20 protein-coding genes, 2 tRNA genes and 1 pseudogene are annotated in these 20,795 nt (G+C 52.2%); 10 read left to right on the top strand and 13 right to left on the bottom strand.

All coding sequences use genetic code 11. The features are described 5' to 3' along the window. Positions 1-65: 65 nt before the first annotated feature. Positions 66-1,091, top strand: coding sequence for an HTH-type transcriptional repressor PurR (gene purR / locus BM427_RS05670; protein ID WP_090119933.1), 1,026 nt, complete (start codon positions 66-68; stop codon positions 1,089-1,091). Positions 1,092-1,110: 19 nt separating this feature from the next. On the opposite strand, the gene punR is transcribed toward purR, so the two are convergent. Then, positions 1,111-2,022: a DNA-binding transcriptional activator PunR gene (gene punR / locus BM427_RS05665; protein WP_090119931.1), complete on the bottom strand. Its 912-nt coding sequence runs from the start codon at positions 2,020-2,022 to the stop codon at positions 1,111-1,113. Positions 2,023-2,132: 110 nt separating this feature from the next. On the opposite strand from punR, the gene punC reads away from it, so the two are divergent. Beyond that, positions 2,133-3,332, top strand: a complete 1,200-nt coding sequence (punC, locus tag BM427_RS05660) for a purine nucleoside transporter PunC (RefSeq protein WP_090119929.1) — start codon at positions 2,133-2,135, stop codon at positions 3,330-3,332. 298 nt (positions 3,333-3,630) lie between these two features. Continuing rightward, complete coding sequence (gene cfa, locus BM427_RS05655) at positions 3,631-4,779, top strand: cyclopropane fatty acyl phospholipid synthase (protein WP_090119928.1); 1,149 nt, start codon at positions 3,631-3,633, stop codon at positions 4,777-4,779. A 28-nt stretch (positions 4,780-4,807) separates the two neighbouring features. Here the strand turns inward: cfa and BM427_RS05650 are convergent, their stop codons facing one another. Further along, positions 4,808-5,443 carry a riboflavin synthase subunit alpha gene (locus BM427_RS05650; protein ID WP_090119926.1) on the bottom strand — a complete coding sequence of 212 codons (636 nt, stop codon included), beginning with the start codon at positions 5,441-5,443 and terminating at the stop codon, positions 4,808-4,810. 312 nt (positions 5,444-5,755) lie between these two features. Between BM427_RS05650 and mdtK the strand changes: the two genes are divergently transcribed. From mdtK to BM427_RS05635, 3 genes are all read left to right on the top strand, one after another. Continuing rightward, positions 5,756-7,129, top strand: coding sequence for an MdtK family multidrug efflux MATE transporter (gene mdtK / locus BM427_RS05645; protein WP_090119925.1), 1,374 nt, complete (start codon positions 5,756-5,758; stop codon positions 7,127-7,129). Between the two features lie 151 nt (positions 7,130-7,280). Continuing rightward, positions 7,281-7,357: transfer RNA gene (locus BM427_RS05640), tRNA-Val, on the top strand. A 10-nt stretch (positions 7,358-7,367) separates the two neighbouring features. Further along, a tRNA-Val gene (locus BM427_RS05635) sits at positions 7,368-7,444 on the top strand. Between the two features lie 81 nt (positions 7,445-7,525). Here BM427_RS05635 and BM427_RS05630 read toward each other — a convergent pair. From BM427_RS05630 to BM427_RS05615, 4 genes are all read right to left on the bottom strand, one after another. Further along, positions 7,526-8,581: an NAD(P)-dependent alcohol dehydrogenase gene (locus BM427_RS05630; protein WP_090119923.1), complete on the bottom strand. Its 1,056-nt coding sequence runs from the start codon at positions 8,579-8,581 to the stop codon at positions 7,526-7,528. 180 nt (positions 8,582-8,761) lie between these two features. Continuing rightward, positions 8,762-9,484 carry an amino acid ABC transporter ATP-binding protein gene (locus BM427_RS05625; RefSeq protein WP_090120695.1) on the bottom strand — a complete coding sequence of 241 codons (723 nt, stop codon included), beginning with the start codon at positions 9,482-9,484 and terminating at the stop codon, positions 8,762-8,764. After that, positions 9,471-10,235 carry an amino acid ABC transporter permease gene (locus BM427_RS05620; protein ID WP_090119921.1) on the bottom strand — a complete coding sequence of 255 codons (765 nt, stop codon included), beginning with the start codon at positions 10,233-10,235 and terminating at the stop codon, positions 9,471-9,473. Before BM427_RS05620 ends, BM427_RS05625 begins: the two co-directional genes overlap by 14 nt. A gap of 67 nt (positions 10,236-10,302) precedes the next feature. Further along, entirely contained in the window at positions 10,303-11,070 is a 768-nt protein-coding gene (locus tag BM427_RS05615) for a basic amino acid ABC transporter substrate-binding protein (RefSeq protein ID WP_090119920.1), read from the bottom strand. Between the two features lie 202 nt (positions 11,071-11,272). On the opposite strand from BM427_RS05615, the gene BM427_RS25205 reads away from it, so the two are divergent. From BM427_RS25205 to BM427_RS05600, 4 genes and pseudogenes are all read left to right on the top strand, one after another. Then, positions 11,273-11,515, top strand: a complete 243-nt coding sequence (locus BM427_RS25205) for a hypothetical protein (protein WP_217647353.1) — start codon at positions 11,273-11,275, stop codon at positions 11,513-11,515. A 295-nt stretch (positions 11,516-11,810) separates the two neighbouring features. Then, positions 11,811-11,939, top strand: a pseudogene (ynhH, locus tag BM427_RS26445) (protein YnhH); the annotation flags it as partial. A gap of 83 nt (positions 11,940-12,022) precedes the next feature. After that, entirely contained in the window at positions 12,023-13,435 is a 1,413-nt protein-coding gene (pykF, locus tag BM427_RS05605; protein WP_090119916.1) for a pyruvate kinase PykF, read from the top strand. A gap of 308 nt (positions 13,436-13,743) precedes the next feature. Beyond that, positions 13,744-13,980: a major outer membrane lipoprotein gene (locus BM427_RS05600; protein WP_007374746.1), complete on the top strand. Its 237-nt coding sequence runs from the start codon at positions 13,744-13,746 to the stop codon at positions 13,978-13,980. A 53-nt stretch (positions 13,981-14,033) separates the two neighbouring features. Here the strand turns inward: BM427_RS05600 and ldtE are convergent, their stop codons facing one another. From ldtE to sufA, 7 genes are all read right to left on the bottom strand, one after another. Beyond that, on the bottom strand, positions 14,034-15,062 hold the full coding sequence (ldtE, locus tag BM427_RS05595) for a L,D-transpeptidase LdtE (protein WP_090119913.1): 1,029 nt from the start codon (positions 15,060-15,062) through the stop codon (positions 14,034-14,036). Positions 15,063-15,157: 95 nt separating this feature from the next. After that, positions 15,158-15,574 carry a cysteine desulfuration protein SufE gene (gene sufE / locus BM427_RS05590; protein WP_090119911.1) on the bottom strand — a complete coding sequence of 139 codons (417 nt, stop codon included), beginning with the start codon at positions 15,572-15,574 and terminating at the stop codon, positions 15,158-15,160. A gap of 14 nt (positions 15,575-15,588) precedes the next feature. Beyond that, on the bottom strand, positions 15,589-16,809 hold the full coding sequence (gene sufS, locus BM427_RS05585) for a cysteine desulfurase SufS (protein WP_090119909.1): 1,221 nt from the start codon (positions 16,807-16,809) through the stop codon (positions 15,589-15,591). Further along, complete coding sequence (gene sufD / locus BM427_RS05580) at positions 16,806-18,077, bottom strand: Fe-S cluster assembly protein SufD (protein WP_090119907.1); 1,272 nt, start codon at positions 18,075-18,077, stop codon at positions 16,806-16,808. Before sufD ends, sufS begins: the two co-directional genes overlap by 4 nt. Then, positions 18,052-18,798, bottom strand: a complete 747-nt coding sequence (sufC, locus tag BM427_RS05575) for a Fe-S cluster assembly ATPase SufC (protein WP_090119905.1) — start codon at positions 18,796-18,798, stop codon at positions 18,052-18,054. Before sufC ends, sufD begins: the two co-directional genes overlap by 26 nt. A 17-nt stretch (positions 18,799-18,815) precedes the next feature. Then, complete coding sequence (gene sufB / locus BM427_RS05570) at positions 18,816-20,300, bottom strand: Fe-S cluster assembly protein SufB (protein ID WP_090119903.1); 1,485 nt, start codon at positions 20,298-20,300, stop codon at positions 18,816-18,818. An 8-nt stretch (positions 20,301-20,308) separates the two neighbouring features. Then, positions 20,309-20,665: a Fe-S cluster assembly scaffold SufA gene (sufA, locus tag BM427_RS05565; protein ID WP_090119901.1), complete on the bottom strand. Its 357-nt coding sequence runs from the start codon at positions 20,663-20,665 to the stop codon at positions 20,309-20,311. Between the last annotated feature and the right edge of the window lie 130 nt (positions 20,666-20,795).

The following is a 20,795-nucleotide window of genomic DNA, read 5'->3' as shown; positions in this document are numbered from 1 at the left end:
ATGGCAGGCAAACGTTTACCTTAAGTATTATCAGGAGCTTATGATATGGTCTGGAGTGATTTCTGATGGCAACGATTAAAGATGTCGCGAAACGAGCAAACGTTTCCACTACAACCGTATCACATGTAATTAACAAAACGCGTTTTGTCGCTGAAGAGACCCGCAACGCCGTATGGGCGGCGATCAAAGAGTTACATTACTCTCCCAGTGCTGTGGCGCGCAGCCTGAAGGTTAATCACACCAAATCGATCGGTTTGCTGGCCACCAGTAGCGAAGCCGCCTATTTTGCCGAGATCATCGAAGCCGTAGAGAAAAAATGCTTCCAGAAAGGCTACACCTTGATCCTCGGCAACGCCTGGAACAGCCTTGAGAAACAGCGCGCCTACCTGTCGATGATGGCGCAAAAACGTGTCGATGGCCTGCTGGTGATGTGCTCCGAATATCCGGAATCGCTGCTGAGCATGCTGGAAGAGTACCGTAATATCCCAATGGTAGTGATGGACTGGGGCGAGTCAAAAGCCGATTTTACCGACTCGGTCATTGATAACGCGTTTGAAGGCGGCTATATGGCCGGACGCTATCTGATCGAGCGCGGACATCGCGATATTGGCGTCATTCCTGGCCCGCTGGAGCGCAACACAGGCGCAGGCCGCCTTGCCGGTTTTATGAAGGCGATGGAAGAAGCGATCATCACCGTGCCGGAAAACTGGATCGTACAGGGCGACTTTGAGCCGGAATCGGGTTACCGGGCGATGCAGCAAATCATTAACCAGTCCCACCGCCCTACTGCCGTGTTCTGCGGGGGCGATATTATGGCAATGGGCGCGCTCTGTGCGGCAGATGAGATGGGGCTGCGCGTTCCTCAGGACATTTCGTTGATCGGGTATGACAATGTGCGCAATTCTCGCTACTTTACGCCCGCGCTGACCACCATCCATCAGCCGAAAGATTCTCTGGGCGAAACGGCGTTTACCATGTTGCTCGATCGTATCGTCAACAAACGCGAAGAGTCGCAATCCATTGAAGTCCATCCACGTCTGATCGAACGTCGTTCTGTCGCGGACGGCCCGTTCCGCGACTATCGCCGTTAATCCCGCCCTGCGGGAGCCGCTACTCTGGCTCCCGCAACCATTCGCTGTTCAGCGTCTCACTGTCCCCCAGATACTCCAGCAGCCAGTTCAACGCCGGTGATGCGTCATTTTGTTGCCATGTCAGGCAGCAGGCCGCGTCAGGAAAAGGATTCTCCAGTTGCAGCGCCACCCAGTCGCCGCTGTCCAGCCGTGGACGGGCAAAATGCGCCGGCACCATCCCCACACACAGACCAGCAGAAAGACAGGCTTCTGAAGCGGACCAGTCCGGCACGATAACCCGCTTCTGGTTATCCAGCAGCCAGGTAATACGCTTAGGCAGCGAGCGCGACGTATCTTCCTGGATCAACGAAGGCCAGTTGCGCAACGTCTCATCGCTTAGCGGGCCGGGCATTGATGCCAACGGATGGCGGCTGGAGACCACACATTTCCAGCTCAACATGCCCATATCACGAAATGCATACCGCCCACCGACCGGGATCGCCTGAGTCGCGCCAATCGCCACCTCAACGCGGCCATCTGCCAGCGCATCCCAGACACCGTTAAACACTTCCTGGTAAACCTGTAACTCGACATCGTTAAAATGTCGGTAGAAATCGACGATCAATTGCCGTGTTCGTGCCGGTTTCACAATGTTATCCACGGCAATCGCCAGTTGGCCACGCCAGCCATTGGCAATCTGTTGACACTGCTGGCGGGTGATCTGCATTTTTTTGATAACAGATCGCCCCTCTTTTAAAAACCAGCTTCCGGCGGGTGTTAACTCCACATCGCGATGGCGGCGTTCAAATAACGGAACCGCCAGCCACTCTTCGAGTTGGCGCACCGTATAGCTCACCGCTGAAGGGACACGGTGCAGCTCCTGAGCGGCTCCGCTGAAACTGCCGTTACGCGCAACAGCATCAACCACTTCCAGTGAATATTCTGACCACATAATCTGCCTGCAAAAATTTTGAAATCACTGCGCAAATATTAGCGTTTCACAAGCCGGAAAGCACTCCTTACACTCGACAGCCCTGAAGAAGCAACAAGATGAGAACTCGAATGCAACCTGGAAAAGGATTTTTAGTCTGGCTCGCAGGATTAAGCGTGCTGGGCTTTTTAGCCACTGACATGTACCTACCCGCGTTTAGTGCAATACAACAAGATTTGCAGACCTCTCCGGCCATCGTCAGCGCTACGCTCAGTTTGTTCCTGGCAGGCTTTGCGGTTGCGCAACTGGTGTGGGGTCCCTTGTCGGATCGATATGGCCGCAGACCCATTCTGTTAAGCGGGCTGGCTATTTTCGCGCTTGGGTGTCTGGGAACATTATGGGTACGGGACGCCAGCCTGTTACTGGTGCTGCGTTTCGTACAGGCGATCGGCGTTTGCGCCGCTACGGTTAGCTGGCAGGCGCTGGTCACTGACAACTATCCGACACACCGCGTTAATCGTATCTTCGCAACCATTATGCCGTTGGTGGGCCTGACGCCCGCACTGGCCCCCCTGCTGGGTGCCTGGATGCTGGCACACTTCTCCTGGCAGGCGATTTTTGCCACGTTGCTGGCAATAACTCTGGTGCTGATGGTGCCTGCCTGGCGGTTGAAAACGCCCACATGGTCTGCTGCACAGCATGAACAGCCGCTGACCTTTTTCGATCTGCTGCGCAATAAAGCGTATCGCGGCAATGTCATCATCTACGCCGCCTGCTCGGCCAGTTTTTTTGCCTGGCTAACCGGTTCGCCGTTTATTTTGCACAAGATGGGTTATGGTCCGTCCGCGATTGGCCTGAGTTACGTACCGCAGACCATTGCTTTCCTGATTGGCGGTTATGGTTGCCGCGCTGCACTGCAAAAATGGCAGGGCTCATGCCTACTTCCGTGGCTGCTGAGCGCCTTTGGGCTAAGCGTGATTGCCACCTGGATCGTAGGTTTACTGCCTCAGGCATCACTGACTGCACTGCTGATCCCGTTCTGTTTTATGGCAATGGCCAACGGTGCAATCTATCCTGTTGTGGTGGCACAGGCATTACGCCCGTTCCCCCAGGCAACTGGCCGCGCAGCCGCGCTGCAAAATACATTGCAACTTGGGTTGTGTTTCCTGGCAAGCCTGGTGGTTTCAGGGCTGATCGCCACACCGCTGTTCACCACCACTAGCGTGATGGTGGCGATGGTGCTGTTGGTCGCGTTCGGCTATCGTCAGCAATGCCAGCATGATACCGAAGCAGCAGACGATGAGGCTGTCCCCTCCTCTTCACACGGATGATTGCCTTAGCGACTATCAATAGCGCAGTGATTAGTTTGCTAACAGCTTTAAGTTGAATCACCTAATATTGAGGCCTATACTAATTTTCGGTTTTTAATAAATACGATAAATATTATGTAGTAACGGGCACCGGATTGTGCCCGTTGTTCCAGGGACGGCCTTTCGGCAAGGGTGATCTCCCTTCCTCTGTTCTACGTCGGATATCAGCCTCACGGCTCAAACCGTGAGATTTCTCACAAACCCGAAAAAGCGACTACGCTGTTTGAAGGTTCGGATCACTGCGAGTGATGGAGAAGTTATGAGTTCATCGTGTATAGAAGAAGTTGGCGTACGGGATGATAATTGGTTCCGTATAGCAAACGAATTACTGAACCGCGCAGGTATCCGCGTTAACGGTCCTGCTGCTTCAGATATCCAGGTGAAAAACCCGGATTTTTTTAAACGCGTTTTACAGGAAGGTTCGCTCGGACTAGGCGAAAGTTATATGGACGGTTGGTGGGAATGCGATCGTCTGGATATATTCTTTACCAAAGTGCTGCGCGCCGGACTGGAAAAACAACTGCCTCACCATTTCAGAGACACACTCCGCATTGCCGGAGCAAGATTATTTAATCTGCAAAGTAAAAAACGGGCATGGATTGTCGGTAAAGAACATTACGACCTTGGTAATGATCTGTTTACCCGCATGCTGGACCCGCAGATGCAATACTCTTGCGCCTACTGGAAAGACGCAGAAAATCTCGACGACGCACAACGGGCAAAATTAACGCTTATCGGTGAAAAACTGAAGCTGAAACCTGGTATGCGCGTGCTGGATATCGGCTGCGGCTGGGGCGGGCTGGCACAATTTATGGCACAGAATTACGGTGTCAGCGTGGTCGGCGTAACGATCTCGGCGGAACAACAAAAAATGGCGCAACAGCGTTGTGAAGGACTGGATGTCGATATTCGCCTGCAGGACTATCGCGATCTGAATGAGCAGTTTGACCGTATTGTCTCCGTCGGAATGTTTGAACACGTGGGGCCGAAAAATTATGCGACCTATTTCAGCGTGGTGGATCGCAACCTTAAATCGGACGGGATTTTCCTGCTGCACACTATCGGTTCAAAACGCACCGACCTCAACGTTGACCCCTGGATCAACCGCTATATCTTCCCGAATGGTTGTCTGCCTTCCGTACGTCAGATTGCCAACGCCAGCGAATCGCATTTCGTGATGGAAGACTGGCACAACTTCGGTGCCGATTACGATCGCACGCTGATGGCATGGTATGAACGTTTTCTTGCCGCATGGCCGTTAATTGCCGACAACTACTCTGAACGCTTCAAACGGATGTTCAGCTACTATCTCAACGCCTGTGCAGGCGCTTTCCGCGCGCGTGATATTCAGCTGTGGCAGGTCGTCTTCAGCCGCGGTATAGAACACGGCCTGCGCGTTCCGCGTTAACAAAAACCCCGGTTTTCCGGGGTTTTCTTTATTCTTCGCTGCTGATAACAGCGGCATCTTTTGCCGCCAGCACGCGCTCAACGGTATCGACCACGGCCTGCGTTTGCGGATCGATCTCAATATTGACGCGGTGACCCAGTTTTTTCGCGCCAAGGGTGGTGCGTTGCAGCGTCTCCGGGATTAGATGCACGCAGAAACGGCTGCTTGTCACTTCACCAACCGTCAGGCTTATACCGTCGATACCAATAAATCCTTTGTATAGGATATATTTCATTAATACCGGATCCTGCACTTTAAACCAGATCTGGCGGTTATTCTCGGAAGTGAGAATTTTAACGATTTCAGCGGTAGTCATAATATGGCCGGACATTAAATGGCCGCCAATTTCATCGCTGAATTTTGCTGCGCGCTCAACGTTTACCCTATCACCAATATTGAGCTCACCGAGATTGGTAATGCGCAGTGTCTCTTTCATCAGATCGAAACTAATATGGTTACCATTAATGGCCGTCACGGTCAGACAGCAGCCATTGTTAGCAATGGAAGCACCCGTCTCAACACCCTCCAGCATCGTTTCAGGAAGTTCAACAACGTGAGTGCGGAAATTCGGTTTATCCTCAATCGAAACCAGTTTTGCCGTACCCTGTACAATACCCGTAAACATACTTACCACTCCTGTTCCATTCCTACGGCTCAGCCGTGTTCTTTACGCACAATAACAGGTGAAAATAGCCCATGCCAGTCTCATTCACCCCGCCGCTGCTTTTCCCGCCAGGCTGGTGATAAGATAAGCGTCCCGCTCCCGGCACGGTAATAATTTTGCTTTATGACCAACATGGAAAAAAGAGGCCGTAGCAGGTAAGATTTGTACACATGTCGCATTTTTCACACTGCGGCATTCTTGTTAGCACAAGGAAAATGCCTTCCTGATAAGTCGTTCCATTCTTTCTTATAACAACAATATAAAGGTGTTCACGTGCAGAAGTATGTAGCAGAAGCGCGTCAGTTACTGGCTCTTGCCGTGCCAGTTATTTTCGCACAGGTGGCCCAGACCTCTATGGGCTTCGTTGATACGGTGATGGCAGGTGGCTATAGCGCCACGGACATGGCTGCCGTCGCCATTGGTACCTCAATCTGGCTACCGGCGATCCTGTTTGGACACGGCTTGCTGCTGGCGCTCACGCCAGTAATTGCGCAACTTAACGGCTCCGGACGCCGTGATCGCATCGCGCATCAAATCGGCCAGGGATTCTGGCTGGCAGGCGCCGTCTCCATTCTGGTGATGATAGTGCTGTGGAATGCAGGCCATATCATTCGTGCGATGAACAATATCGACCCGGCGTTAGCCAATAAAGCCGTGGGTTACCTACGCGCGCTGCTGTGGGGCGTGCCCGGTTATCTCTTCTTCCAGGTGCTGCGCAACCAATGCGAAGGGCTTGCCCGTACCAAGCCCGGCATGGTGATGGGATTTCTCGGCCTGCTGGTGAATATCCCGGTGAATTACATCTTTATCTACGGCCATTTTGGTATGCCTGAACTGGGCGGTATCGGTTGCGGCGTAGCCACCGCCTCGGTGTACTGGGTGATGTTTATCTGTATGCGCGTGTGGGTGAAACGCACCCGCGTCATGCGCGATATTCAGCAGAGCCAGCGTTTTGCGAAACCGGATATAGACGTACTAAAGCGTCTGACGCAACTCGGCATGCCGATTGCGCTGGCGCTGTTTTTTGAAGTCACGCTGTTTGCGGTGGTCGCGTTGCTGGTGTCACCGCTGGGTATTGTTGATGTCGCCGGGCACCAGATTGCCCTCAACTTTAGTTCGCTGATGTTCGTGCTACCGATGTCGCTTGGCGCTGCTGTGACAATTCGCGTCGGTTTCCGTCTGGGCCAGGGATCAACCATTGATGCGCAAATCGCGGCGCGTACAGGGTTGATGGTCGGCATCTGCATGGCGGTAGTCACGGCGATTTTCACCGTGCTGCTGCGCGAGCAAATTGCCTTGTTGTATAACGATAATCCGCAAGTCGTGGCGCTGGCGTCGCACCTGATGTTGCTGGCGGCGATTTATCAGATTTCCGATTCAATCCAGGTCATTGGCAGCGGCGTGCTGCGCGGCTATAAGGATACACGATCCATCTTCTTTATCACGTTTACCGCTTACTGGGTGCTGGGGCTTCCTTCCGGCTACATCCTGGCGCTGACCGATTTAGTGGTGCCGAGAATGGGTCCAGCCGGTTTCTGGATGGGCTTTATCATCGGTCTGACTTCTGCGGCAATTTTAATGATGCTGCGAATGCGCTTCCTGCAACGTCAGACTTCTGCACGGATTTTGCAGCGCGCTGCGCATTAGCAGGCCAGTAGCCGCCGGATGGCGGCTACTTTCCCGGCGTTTTGGTTAGTTGTTCCGCAATCGCGTGAATTCAGGAATAAATTTGCCATTTTCCCCTTGCCACATCCCCAGGCTGCCGCTAATATTCGTCCCCGTTGTCAACCACAACATTGCGTTCATAGCTCAGTTGGTTAGAGCACCACCTTGACATGGTGGGGGTCGTTGGTTCGAGTCCAATTGAACGCACCATTCTATCAGTGCGTCCGTAGCTCAGTTGGTTAGAGCACCACCTTGACATGGTGGGGGTCGATGGTTCGAGTCCATTCGGACGCACCATTCTTAAATTTTCCTTTTACTTCCCGTTTTATCGCTGCATTACGCAGCAGACCGCAAACGCGGCCTGCACGTGTTTTACGTTTACGCACTCAGCGTTTTCATATCGATAACAAAACGGTACTTCACATCGCTTTTCAGCAGACGTTCAAAGGCGTGGTTGATCTCATCCATGCGAATCAGCTCAGAATCGGCCGTAATGTTATGTTCACCGCAGAAATCGAGCATTTCCTGAGTTTCTGCAATACCACCGATCGCAGAGCCGGAAACTGAACGGCGCCCAATCAGCAGCGGAATAGTATTAATGGTCGGTTCGAGCTCGCCCAGCAGCCCAACAAACACCAGCGTGCCATCCAGCGTCAGAGTTGACAGATAAGGATTGATATCGTGGGTGTAAGGCACGGTATCGATGATCAACTCAAACTCCCCTTGTACCGCTTCCATCTGTTTTTCGTCTGTAGAGAGCACCACATGGTGCGCACCAAGACGACGGGCATCTGTCTCTTTGCCCGATGATCGGGTAAACAGCGTCACTTCCGCACCCAGCGCATGGGCCAGTTTCAGCGCCATGTGCCCCAGCCCGCCAAGGCCGATCACCGCCACTTTACTGCCTTTTTTCACTCCCCAACGGCGCAGTGGTGACCAGGTGGTGATCCCGGCGCACAGCAGCGGTGCGACTGCTTGCGCATTGAGGTTGTCCGGGATGCGCAACACAAAATCTTGCGAGCAGACGATCAATTGCGAATAGCCACCAAACGTAGGGCGGTGATCGTGCCGGTCAATGCCGTTATAGGTCTGAACGCACCCTTCTTCGCAATATTGTTCAAGCCCCTGTTTGCAGGGGTTACATTCACGACAGGAATCGACCATACAGCCAACGCCAACTAAATCGCCGGGTTTAAATTTGCTGACACTCGCACCCGCAGACACAACGCGACCAATAATTTCGTGACCCGGCACGATGGGATACTGGCTGAACCCCCAATCGTTACGGGCCTGGTGAAGATCGGAATGGCAAACGCCACAATAAAGAATATCAATCACCACATCATCTGCCCGCGGGTCGCGACGCTCAAAGTGGAAAGGCGCCAGCGGGGCTTTATCTGACTGTGCGGCATAGCCGAGGACTTTCATCGTCATGGTTGTTCTCCGTTTATTCTTCAGACTTGATACAAAGTGATAGCATCCGATTGTGATCCTGTTGTTGCTCCCACACCGTCGTTTAAGTATGGCGCGTTGCAGTATCCACCGCCGTCCGATTGCACGCTTTGCACTTTCTGTCATCGGAAAACAAAAAAGCCCTCCGTAGAGAGCTTGATGTCAAAGAACTTTACTGAGGAATTCGGCGGTCCGGGGATGAGTAGGGGCGGTGAAAATCTGCTGCGGTGGGCCCTCTTCCTGGATCACGCCCTGATCGATGAATATCACCCGATCCGCCACTTCACGGGCAAAGCCCATTTCATGAGTGACGATGACCATCGTCATCCCTTCCATTGCCAGCGTTTTCATCACCTGCAATACATCACCCACCAGCTCCGGATCGAGCGCCGATGTCGGTTCATCAAACAGCATAATTGATGGATTCATCGCCAGTGCGCGGGCAATAGCCACGCGCTGCTGTTGCCCGCCTGAAAGACTCGCCGGCCAGGCATCACGTTTGTCACTCAACCCGACTTTCGCCAGCAGGTTTTCCGCCAGGACGACGGCCTCAGCGCGTTTCATGCCCTTCAGGTTCACAGGTGCCATTGTCAGATTATCCAGCACCGTCATATGCGGGAACAAATTGAAACGCTGGAAAACCATGCCGACACTTTCGCGCAGCTTGTTGATATCGGTTTTCGGATTGTGGATCGCAAAGCCATTAACCTCAACGGCACCTTCACTCACCGACTCCAGCCCGTTCATACAGCGCAGAAAGGTACTTTTCCCCGAACCGGACGGCCCAATCACACACACCACTTCTTTTGGCTTGATATCGCAACTGATGCCTCGCAAAACAGGGTTTTCGCCAAAATGTTTATGCAGGTTTTTAATGTGAATCACTTTTGCCAAACCTCTTTTCCAGTCGGTTAACCAGTTGCGCAAGTAGGAAGGTGATCGCCCAGTAGACCAGTGAAATGGTCAGGTAGGGTTCCCAGTAGGTGGCATACGCACCAGAAACTGTGCGGGCAGCATAGGCCAGATCCGCAAGACCAATCGCCGAAGCCAGTGATGAATCTTTAACAATAGCAATGGCGTTATTACCCAACGGTGGCAGAATGCGACGGAACGCCTGCGGCAAGATCACTTTACGCATCGTCTTCCACCACGGCATACCCAGCGCACGTGAGGCCTCCATCTGCCCCCGATCGATAGACTGAATACCCGCGCGGAAGATCTCCGACACATAGGCACCGGCATTGAGCGTAATGGCGACGATGCAGGAGAGAAACGCACCATAGTCGGAGCGCAACCCTCGCGCCAGGTCACTGCTCATGATCCCGCTGGTCACCAGAATGCCGTCACGCGGGTTGATGAACAGCGGCACCAGCGCAAAATGCACGACCATAATCTGCACAAACAGCGGCGTACCGCGAATAGCGCTGACATAAAAACGCACCGGAAATTGTACCAGATAGCGCAACAGATATTTCCATGGCCCGTGTTCGGCCTGCGCCATGCGGCCAAGGCCGAGCGTGAGCCCCCAAAACGTGCCTAAAATAACGCAGATAATCGTGCATTTGATGGTCATCCAGGCACCTTCCGTAAACAACGGCGCGTACTCCTGGATTATTTCCCAACGGAATCCCGACATAAGTCATTCCTGAAAAAATGACGGCTACCGGAATGTTCACGGTAGCCGGAATAAAAAAAGCGAAGTGTTATTGTGCAGGTAATTCAGGCTCGTGGTCGTCAAACCAGGTTTTATAAATTTTGGCGTAGGTACCGTCAGCCACAATTTTCTTCAGGCCGCTGTTAATTTTCGCCTGCAATTCGGTATTCCCTTTCGCCACCGCAATACCAAAATATTGACGTTCAAACTTCGCGTCTGGTACCAATTTGAACTGTTTTTCCGGGTGCTGTTTGATGTAATACTTCACCACGCCAACATCGCCCACAGCCGCGCTGACACCACCTTCGAACAACTCTTGCAGCATCAGCGGCGTATTATCAAAACGTTTAATCGCTGTGCTGTTTTTCCCCAACACGTCTGAAACAACGATATCGCCGGTACTGGAGTTTACAACGCCGACTTTCTCATCTTTCAACGATACCAGCGAGGTCACTTTTGAGTTAGCCGGAACCACGATCGACTGCTCCGCTGGAAAGTAAGGTGCGGAAAAATCAACCATCTGCTTGCGTTTGTCAGTAATGGTAATGCCGGAAATAATGATGTCGCGATCGCCCGAACCCAGCGTAGCGAAGATCCCTTCCCATGGTGTGTTGATCAGCTTGATATTAAAATCCTCGGCTTTAGCGATGGCTTTAATGATATCGATATCAAAGCCTTCTAACTGCTTCTGGCTGTTTTCAAACTCAAACGGACGATATGTTCCCCCTGCGCCCACCACGTAAGTTTGCTGAGCAGCAAACGCGCTGCTCGCCAGCGCAGCAAAAAGACAACCTGCCTGTATCCACTTCCTGAACATACATACCACCTTTTTATGCAAATAATATGCATAAAAATACATATAAGCCGCTATGTGCGCAATCTTTATCGTATACAATCAATACCCTGTCATTGGGGTATGCTACAACCAGCGATTCGACGTTCGGAAAAAACCTGTTCCAGCGTTCAAACAAAACACCGGAGTGTTGCGCAATGCATTATATTGTGCGTGGTAGCGCTTTTTGCGCTTGAGCTGGCCGATGCGGCGGATCAACAAACACGGCCGGGTTTTCATGCGCAAACCAATCTGCATGTCGACAGCAAAGCAAAAGAAGGGGTTCGCTCCCGACCCGGTGATCGATGGCGAGCAGGCAAGCGGCGTGGTGACAACTTTAGATGGCGGGAGACCGGGATCAAGCAGTCATATCCTCGCTTCCAGCAGCCCATTTTTGCACGAGCAGGCATTAGGTATCCTGAATCGCTAAATAACCTCACTAAAACGTTACAGCGTACACACTTAACGTGTTTCTCTTGTAGATATTTTATGCGTTCAAATTTGTGATCCCCGGGCGCAGATTAGCCCTGCTTTTATCCGTTTGGCAGTAAAAGTGCAATTTCGGCGGTAAATCTGCGGATTTTATTTTTGTGTGAACTTAACACGTTGATAACACTTCGTTGTGAAACTGCACAGATGATTTTTGAAACGCCGTTTTCATTTTCCTTTTCGCTGAAAATTGGCGTATAATAGCCGCCTATTCACATTTGAATGGTTTCAGCTGATTGAACTGTAAAACGCCAAACTTAAATCATACCTTTCCCTGTTGGGCTGAAACTCAGGCACACATTACTCTGCACGCTTTTTTGATGTCACCTATCCTTAGGCAGTGGCATCGCTCTTTTCGTAACACATGTTTGACTCCGGGGCCGTTGTGCGTCAGCCGGAGCGTGAATTCCCAATCCTTCTCAACTCAAACTTAAAGACCAGAACTGTCATGAAAAAGACCAAAATTGTTTGCACCATCGGTCCGAAAACCGAATCCGAAGAGATGTTGGCGAAAATGCTGGACGCGGGCATGAACGTCATGCGTTTAAACTTCTCTCACGGTGACTATACTGAACACGGCCAGCGCATCAAAAACCTGCGCAACGTATTGAGCAAAACCGGTAAAACAGCGGCAATTCTGCTGGACACCAAGGGCCCGGAAATCCGCACTATTAAGCTGGAAGGCGGTAATGACGTCTCCCTCAAAGCGGGTCAAACCTTCACCTTTACCACTGACAAATCCGTGGTCGGTAACACCGAAACGGTTGCTGTGACCTATGAAGGTTTCGCCAATGACCTGAGCGTCGGCAACACCGTTCTGGTGGATGATGGCCTGATCGGCATGGAAGTGACTGCAATCGAAGGTAACAAGGTTGTCTGTAAGGTTCTGAACAACGGAGACCTGGGTGAAAACAAAGGCGTTAACCTGCCGGGCGTTTCCATCGCTCTGCCGGCGCTGGCTGAAAAAGATAAGCAGGACCTGATCTTTGGCTGCGAGCAAGGCGTTGATTTCGTTGCAGCATCTTTCATCCGTAAGCGTTCTGATGTTGTTGAAATCCGCGAGCATCTTAAAGCGCACGGTGGCGAAAACATCCAGATCATCTCCAAAATCGAAAACCAGGAAGGCCTGAACAACTTCGACGAAATCCTCGAAGCATCTGACGGTATCATGGTTGCTCGTGGCGACCTGGGCGTTGAAATCCCGGTTGAAGAAGTGATCTTCGCGCAGAAGATGATGATCGAGAAATGTATCCGTGCACGTAAAGTGGTTATCACTGCGACCCAGATGCTCGACTCAATGATCAAAAACCCGCGTCCGACTCGTGCGGAAGCAGGTGACGTAGCGAACGCTATCCTGGACGGTACTGATGCAGTGATGCTGTCCGGTGAATCTGCGAAAGGTAAATACCCGCTGGAAGCCGTTGGCATCATGGCGACCATCTGTGAACGTACCGACCGCGTAATGACCAGCCGTCTGGACTACAACAACGACAGCCGCAAGCTGCGCATCACCGAAGCAGTTTGCCGGGGTGCTGTTGAAACCGCAGAAAAACTGGAAGCACCGCTGATTGTGGTAGCGACTCAGGGCGGTAAATCCGCACGCGCTGTGCGTAAATACTTCCCGGATGCGACCATCCTGGCGCTGACAACTAACGAACTCACTGCTCGTCAGCTGGTGCTGAGTAAAGGCGTTGTCGCACAACTGGTGAAAGAGATCTCCTCTACCGACGATTTCTACCGTCTGGGCAAAGAAGTGGCGCTGCAAAGCGGCCTGGCCTGCAAAGGCGACGTCGTGGTTATGGTTTCTGGCGCGCTGGTTCCGAGCGGCACCACAAACACCGCCTCTGTCCACGTTCTGTAATAATAACCAGAAAATTTAGACTGATTAAAAAAGCGCCCTCGTGGCGCTTTTTTATATTCTCGTCTCCAGCTTGAATAAAAAATCAAATCGGATTTCACTATTTAAGCAGCACATTACCTAAGATGAATCCGATGGAAGCCTGCTGTTTTAACACACGTTTTTTAACCTTTTATTCAAAGTCGGTGCTTCTTTGAGCGAACGATCAAATTTAAGGGTATTCCCATCAAAAAAATATTCTCAACCTAAAAAAGTTTGTGTAATACTTGTAACGCTACATGGAGATTAACTCAATCTAGAGGGTATTAATAATGAATCGTACTAAACTGGTACTGGGCGCGGTAATCCTGGGTTCTACTCTGCTGGCTGGTTGCTCCAGCAATGCTAAAATCGATCAGCTGTCTTCTGACGTTCAGACTCTGAACGCTAAAGTTGACCAGCTGAGCAACGACGTGAACGCAATCCGTTCCGACGTTCAGGCTGCTAAAGATGACGCAGCTCGCGCTAACCAGCGTCTGGACAACCAGGCTCACTCTTACCGTAAGTAAGAGTTCCTGTAATGAAATGGCGCACAATGTGCGCCATTTTTTTTGCCCGCGATTTACCCCTGCCCCTTCTCCTGGTGCGTTACCGTTTCTGCCGTTTCCGCATTCATGGCTGCCGCTTTCGTGCTGTTTTGCACCGATAGCACGCTTTCAGGGCTTGCTGCCTGCTTTGCAGCAGGGATTATCACCGGATAACCCGCACGACGGTACAGCGCTTTATCAATCGCAGCTTTATCGCCGCCCGACCGGGTAATAAATGACGCCAGCGTCGGAGAGAGCGTTATCGGCAGCGTCTGGGTATTCTCTTCCACCGTCTGCGACAACGGGCGATGCACCTCAATATAATGCCTGCCATTCGGCTCAACCGCATACTTCACCGGTTCGTTGATAATAGTCACCCTGGTTCCCGTCGAGACCTGGGCAAACAGCGCAGCGATATCAGGCGCGTTCATCCGCATACAGCCGGAACTGACGCGCAGCCCGACGCTGTCCTGCGCATTGGTGCCATGAATAAGATATTCACCGTGACCTATCCCCAAACGCAGCGCAAATCGTCCCAGCGGGTTACTGGGTCCGGCAGGTATTACTGGCGGCAATTCAATACCATTCGCCTGTGAACGTGCACGGATGCCCGCTGTAGGTGTCCAGGTTGGGTTAGGTATTTTCTGGCTGACCTTCGTCACAGACACTGGTGTTTCCAGGCCCTGCTGACCAATACCAATAGGATAAACCTGAACGCTATTTTTTCCGGGGGGGAAGTAATAAAGCCGTAGCTCCGCAAGATTGACCACAATTCCCTCCCGCGGTGTATCGGGGAGCAACATTTGCGAAGGAATAGTGACCACCGTTCCGGGCTTCGGTACTGGCGCAATAGTGTCATTAGCTTCAATAATAAGCATTGCGGCGGTATCAAAGTGACGGGCAATGGTTTGCAGGTTTTTATCCCCTGCCTGAACGGTGTAAGTCTGGTTTTGACCGATGATACGGCTCCCGTTTCCCGGCAGGGTATATTCTGCCGCATGAGCCACCGAAAGAGCGCTAATAGCGCCAAAAAGACAGAGAGTTATCAAAGACACGCGTTTCATTGTCGTTCCTGTATTCACTGGCAAAACGCCGGAAAGCTGAAAACCAGCGAGGCAAAAAACGCCTCGCATAACAGAATGAAAGCTTTTCTTTGAGTTTAGCTAATGTTAGCAGCTTTGGAGCGGATTCCACGGATCATTGCTTCCAGCCCCTGCGAACGTGAAGGCGTGAGATGTTGTGTCAACGAGAGTTTTTCGAACCATGGACGAACATCAAACGCAACGATGTCCTGTGGCGTCATCTGCTGGTACAGCGCAAAAACGATGGCAATAAGCCCTTTAACAATCGCGGCATCGCTGTCGCCAGCCAGCTCAATCACGCCATCGTCATTACAATGCATCACAATCCAGGCCTGGCTTTGACATCCCTGGATAATGTTTTGTGGGTTATGATCCCCGGGGCTCAGCGCCGGCAACCGCTGTCCCAACTCGATAATATAAAGGTACTTCTCTTCCCAGTTGGCACAGCGGGCGAAATTGCGCAGCAATTTCTCTTTATCGGGTAATGCGGCCATTCTCGCCTCTTTAGTTAGCCCAGTAACTGATGAATACGCTTCAGGCCAGCCACCAGACGATCCACTTCTTCTTGCGTATTGTACATGACCAGCGAAGCACGACACATGGCAGGCACGTTGTAAAACGCCATCAGTGGCATCGCGCAGTGATGCCCGGTACGAACGGCAATACCATAATTATCGAGGAAACTACCTACATCGTAAGCATGATGTTTACCAAGGTTGAAGGCAATTACCCCCTGACGCTGCGCCGGGCCATAGAGCGTTAAATCCGGCACCTCCGCCAGCGCCGCCAGCGCATAACGCATCAATGTCTGTTCATACTCGCCAATCGCCTTCAGGCCCAATGCGGTGACATAATCGATCGCCGCGCCCAGCCCGATAATCCCCCCCGTATTCGGCGTCCCGGCTTCAAACCGCCACGGCGCTTTCGCGTAGGTAGTGCCTTCCGTCAGGCTGACGGTGGCAATCATGGAACCGCCGCCTTCCCACGGCGGCATAGCCTGCAAAATCTCCTCTTTGACGTACAGTACGCCAATGCCGGTCGGGCCATACAATTTATGCCCCGAGAAAACATAGAAATCACAGTCCAGCGCCTGCACGTCTACCGGGTGATGCATCACCGCCTGCGCGCCGTCCACCAGCACTTTCACGCCGTGCCGATGCGCCAGCGCAATCATCTCCGCAACCGGGTTTTCCGTTCCCAGAACGTTAGAAACGTGGGTGATCGCCAGCAGCCGCGTGTGTTCGTCCAGCAGTGTTGGCAGCACCTCTAATTGCAGGGTGCCATTCTGATTAATCGGGATCACACGCAAGTGCGCGCCCACACGCTCGCACAGCATCTGCCACGGCACGATGTTCGCATGATGCTCCATTGCGCTGACGATGATGTTGTCGCCAGCACACACCTGGCTATTGCCCCAGCTATTGGCGACCAGGTTGATTCCTTCCGTCGTACCGCGCACAAATACCAGCTCTTCCGGCAGACGGGCATTAAGAAACGCCGCCGCCTTCTCACGCACCTGTTCCATACGCTGCGTCGCTTCCGCACTGAGGGTATGGATCCCACGATGCACGGCAGCGTAACCGTGGCGATAAAACGCCGCTTCGGCATCAATGACCTGATTCGGTTTTTGCGCGCTGGCAGCGCTGTCGAGATACGCCAGCGGCGATCCATTCACTTCACGCAGCAGCACCGGAAAATCGGCGCGTACCGCGTTCACGGGAAAACTCATACTACGCCCCCTGCCAGACGCTGGCTGATACGCGCCAGTACCTGTTGTTTCAACGCTACGTCGCGAATCACTTCCGTCAGTTCAGCGGCAAAAGCATGGATGATCATTTTCTGCGCCGCCTGCTGGTTAATACCGCGCGAGCGCAGATAAAACATCTGCTCATCATCAATACGCCCAATTGTTGCACCGTGGCTGCACTTCACATCGTCAGCATAAATTTCCAGTTGCGGTTTGGTATCCACTTCCGCCAGACGTCCTAATAGCAGATTATTGTTGGTCATCTGACCATCGGTTTTAATCGCGTGTTGCGCAACATTGATTAAACCGTTGAACACCGCCCGACCTTTATCGCTGACAATAGTTTTATGTAACTGGCGGCTGTTACAGTAGCCTTTGTTGTGCTCAAGCCAGGTGCGGGTGTCGCACACTTCTGATTTCACCGGCATCGCCAGGCTGTTGATATTAACCTGCGTGTTTTCACCATTCAGTTGCGTACTGGTGTTATGACGCAGCACCATGCCGCCAAGCAGGAAGCTATGACTGTCAGCCGCCGCATCGGCTCCCAGCAGAAGATCGTTATGCGAAAAGTGGTAACTTTGCGGATTTTCAAACGCCAGCTTCACATGGTGCAAATGTGCATTCGCCGCCACATTCATCGTAAGACGCGAACCGGTAAAATGTGGCTGTTCGCTGAGGCTGACATAATGCTCATAGATTGTCGCTTCGGCGCCCTGCTCCAGTTCGAGATGATGGCGATAGTGCGCAGTGTTCATCTCCTCGCCCGCCAATCCCTGGGTAATATGCATGAGCAGCAAGGGTTTAGCCGGGCGTTGATTGCGCGCGACCTGAATCCAGGTCACGTTCTGCGTCAGACTTTCGGTCAGATGCAGGAACATCTCCGGCTGCACCGGCGCGGGCAGAGCATGGCGTGCGTCGCTGAAAGTCACATCAAAACCGGAACCGACCGTCTCATCGCTTAATTCTGCGTTGAACTGCCCATCGACAAACACCAGCCTGATGGCATCCACCGGCAACGCCAGAGCGTCACGCTGAGCGGTGTTTACAGGGGCGCACACGCTAACAAACCGGTTGTTCAGCAATCCCTCAAGCGGGGTGTATTTCCAGTTCTCCTGTTTGCGCGTCGGCAGACCTAAGCGCAACATTTGTTGCAAATGTTGTTGCGCCACTTCCGAACGCGATCCGCCCAGGGTTTCGAACAGGTGATGCCACTGTTGCAGCGCGTTACTGCTGTTCGGTAAGCCAGCCATAGCCCTGCTCCTCCAGTTGCTTAACCAGCGTGAAATCGCCGGATTTCACGATGCGCCCCTGATACAACACATGCACAAAGTCGGGTTTGATGTAATCGAGAATACGCTGATAGTGCGTGACGATAATAAAAGCCCGTTTCTCATCGCGCAGGGCATTCACCCCTTCAGCAACGATTTTCAGCGCATCAATATCCAGCCCGGAGTCGGTTTCATCAAGTATGCAGAGATCAGGTTCCAGCACTGCCATTTGCAGAATGTCGTTGCGCTTCTTCTCACCGCCAGAGAAACCGACGTTCACCGAACGAGTCAACAGATCTTCCGGCATCTTCAGCAGTTTGATTTTATCTTCCATTAGATCCTGGAAATCGAAGCGATCAAGCTCTTCCTTGCCGCGATATTTCCGCACCGCATTCAGCGCTGTCTGTAAAAAGAACTGGTTGCTGACGCCAGGTATTTCTACCGGATACTGGAAGGCCATAAAGATGCCTTCCCCGGCGCGATCTTCCGGCGACAGTTCCAGCAAATCTTTGCCTTTAAATTCCACATTGCCACCAACGACCTCATAATCTTCACGTCCGGCAAGGGTTGCAGAAAGCGTACTTTTCCCGGAACCGTTCGGCCCCATGATGGCATGCACTTCGCCTGGACGAACGTTCAGACTCAAGCCGCGGAGTATTGCTTTGCCTTCAACGCTTACTTGCAAATCTTTGATACTTAACATTTATTATCCTTTAATTCTTAACCGACGCTGTGTTCAAGGCTGATAGCCAGCAGTTTTTGCGCTTCAACGGCAAATTCCAGCGGCAACTCGGAGAAGACGTCTTTACAGAAACCATTAACAATCATCGAGATAGCATCATCCTCGCTGATACCGCGTTGCAAGCAATAGAACAGTTGATCTTCTCCAATGCGCGAGGTTGTGGCTTCGTGTTCAAGCTGGGCGCTGTTATTACGACATTCAACATATGGGAAAGTATGCGCGCCGCAGTCCGGGCCTATCAGCATCGAGTCACACTGAGTAAAGTTACGGGCATTCGTTGCCGTCGGCATGATTTTCACCAGCCCTCGATAGCTATTCTGGCTATGTCCGGCCGAGATCCCTTTCGAAATAATGGTCGATTTGGTGTTCTTGCCAATGTGGATCATCTTGGTGCCAGTGTCAGCCTGCTGATGCCCGCTGGTCAGCGCCACGGAGAAAAACTCGCCAATGGAGTTGTCACCACGCAGAATGCAGCTCGGATATTTCCACGTAATGGCCGAACCGGTTTCTGATTGCGTCCACGACATCTTGCTGTTTTCGCCTTCGCACAGCGCACGCTTAGTGACGAAGTTAAGAATACCGCCCGTATTGTTGTCGCCCGGGAACCAGTTCTGCACGGTGGAGTATTTCACTTCGGCATCTTTGTGGATGATCACTTCCACCACCGCCGCGTGAAGCTGGTAACTGTCGCGCACCGGCGCGGAGCAACCTTCGATATAGCTGACATAACTGCCTTCATCGGCCACCAGAATAGTGCGTTCGAACTGGCCAGTTTTCTCCGCATTGATGCGGAAATAGGTGGACAGCTCCATCGGGCAACGCACGCCTTTCGGGATATAAATGAACGTGCCATCGGAGGCGACTGCCGCATTCAGCGCAGCAAAGAAGTTGTCATTCGATGGCACCACGGTACCGAGGTACTTTTTCACCAGTTCAGGATGATCGTGGATAGCCTCACCGAACGAGCAGAAAATAATGCCCTTCTCCGACAGTTTCTCGCGGTAAGTGGTGGCGACGGAAACTGAGTCGAAAATGGCGTCCACCGCCACTTCCTTGCCTTCACGCACCGGTACGCCCAGTTGGTTAAACGCGGCTTCCACTTCATCAGTCAGATACGCATTCGCGCCCGTCTGTTGCACAGCACCTGGCTGCGAGACGCATGTGTCATCGCAATTACCGCAGGACGGTGCCGAATAGTAGCTGTAATCCTGATAGTTCAGCTTGTCGTAGTGCGCTTTCAGCCAATGCGGCTCTTCCATTTCAAGCCAGGCACGAAAAGCACTCAGGCGGAACTCCAGCATCCACTCAGGCTCGTTACGTTTCGCCGAGATCGCCCGCACGACATCTTCATTGATGCCTTTAGCCAGCTCATCAGTGGTTAATTGCGTAAAGAACCCCTCTTTATAATTGAGGTTACCGGTCCAGATTTTGACATCGTCAGTTGCTTCAGTATTACGAGACATAGTACCGCCTATACCCCAAAGCTTTCGCCACAGCCGCATTCATGCTGGGCTTTCGGGTTATGAAATTTGAAGATCTGATTTAACCCTTCACGCACGTAATCCACTTCTGTGCCATCAATAAAGGGCATTGCCTGAAGCGGAACGTAAAGGCGCGCGCCTGCAGATTCGTACAGTAAATCGTCGGCATTCGGCTCCGTCACGGTATCCAGCACATAACCAAAGCCCGCACAGCCAGTCTGCTTAATGCCGAGCCGTACACCCAGAACACCGGCCTGTTTATTGGCCAGCGTACGAATATGTTCAGCAGCGGCAGGCGTCATAGTCAGCCCGCGCCACGCAAAATCTTCCGGATTAAATGATTCCATCGCGTTACCTCAACTCACCAGATTCGAAGGGCATATTGTTATGTTAGTGATAATTATTCTCACTTCAACCTCTTTCCCGCAGGGTTATTCCGCCAGTCCCCCCTTTTTCAACGGTTGCTATAAGCATAGT

Source organism: Kosakonia arachidis (assembly GCF_900116535.1).
GTDB classification, from domain to species: domain Bacteria; phylum Pseudomonadota; class Gammaproteobacteria; order Enterobacterales; family Enterobacteriaceae; genus Kosakonia; species Kosakonia arachidis.
Note: the sequence above shows the minus strand (reverse complement) of the source record. Positions and strands in the feature narration are given on the sequence as shown.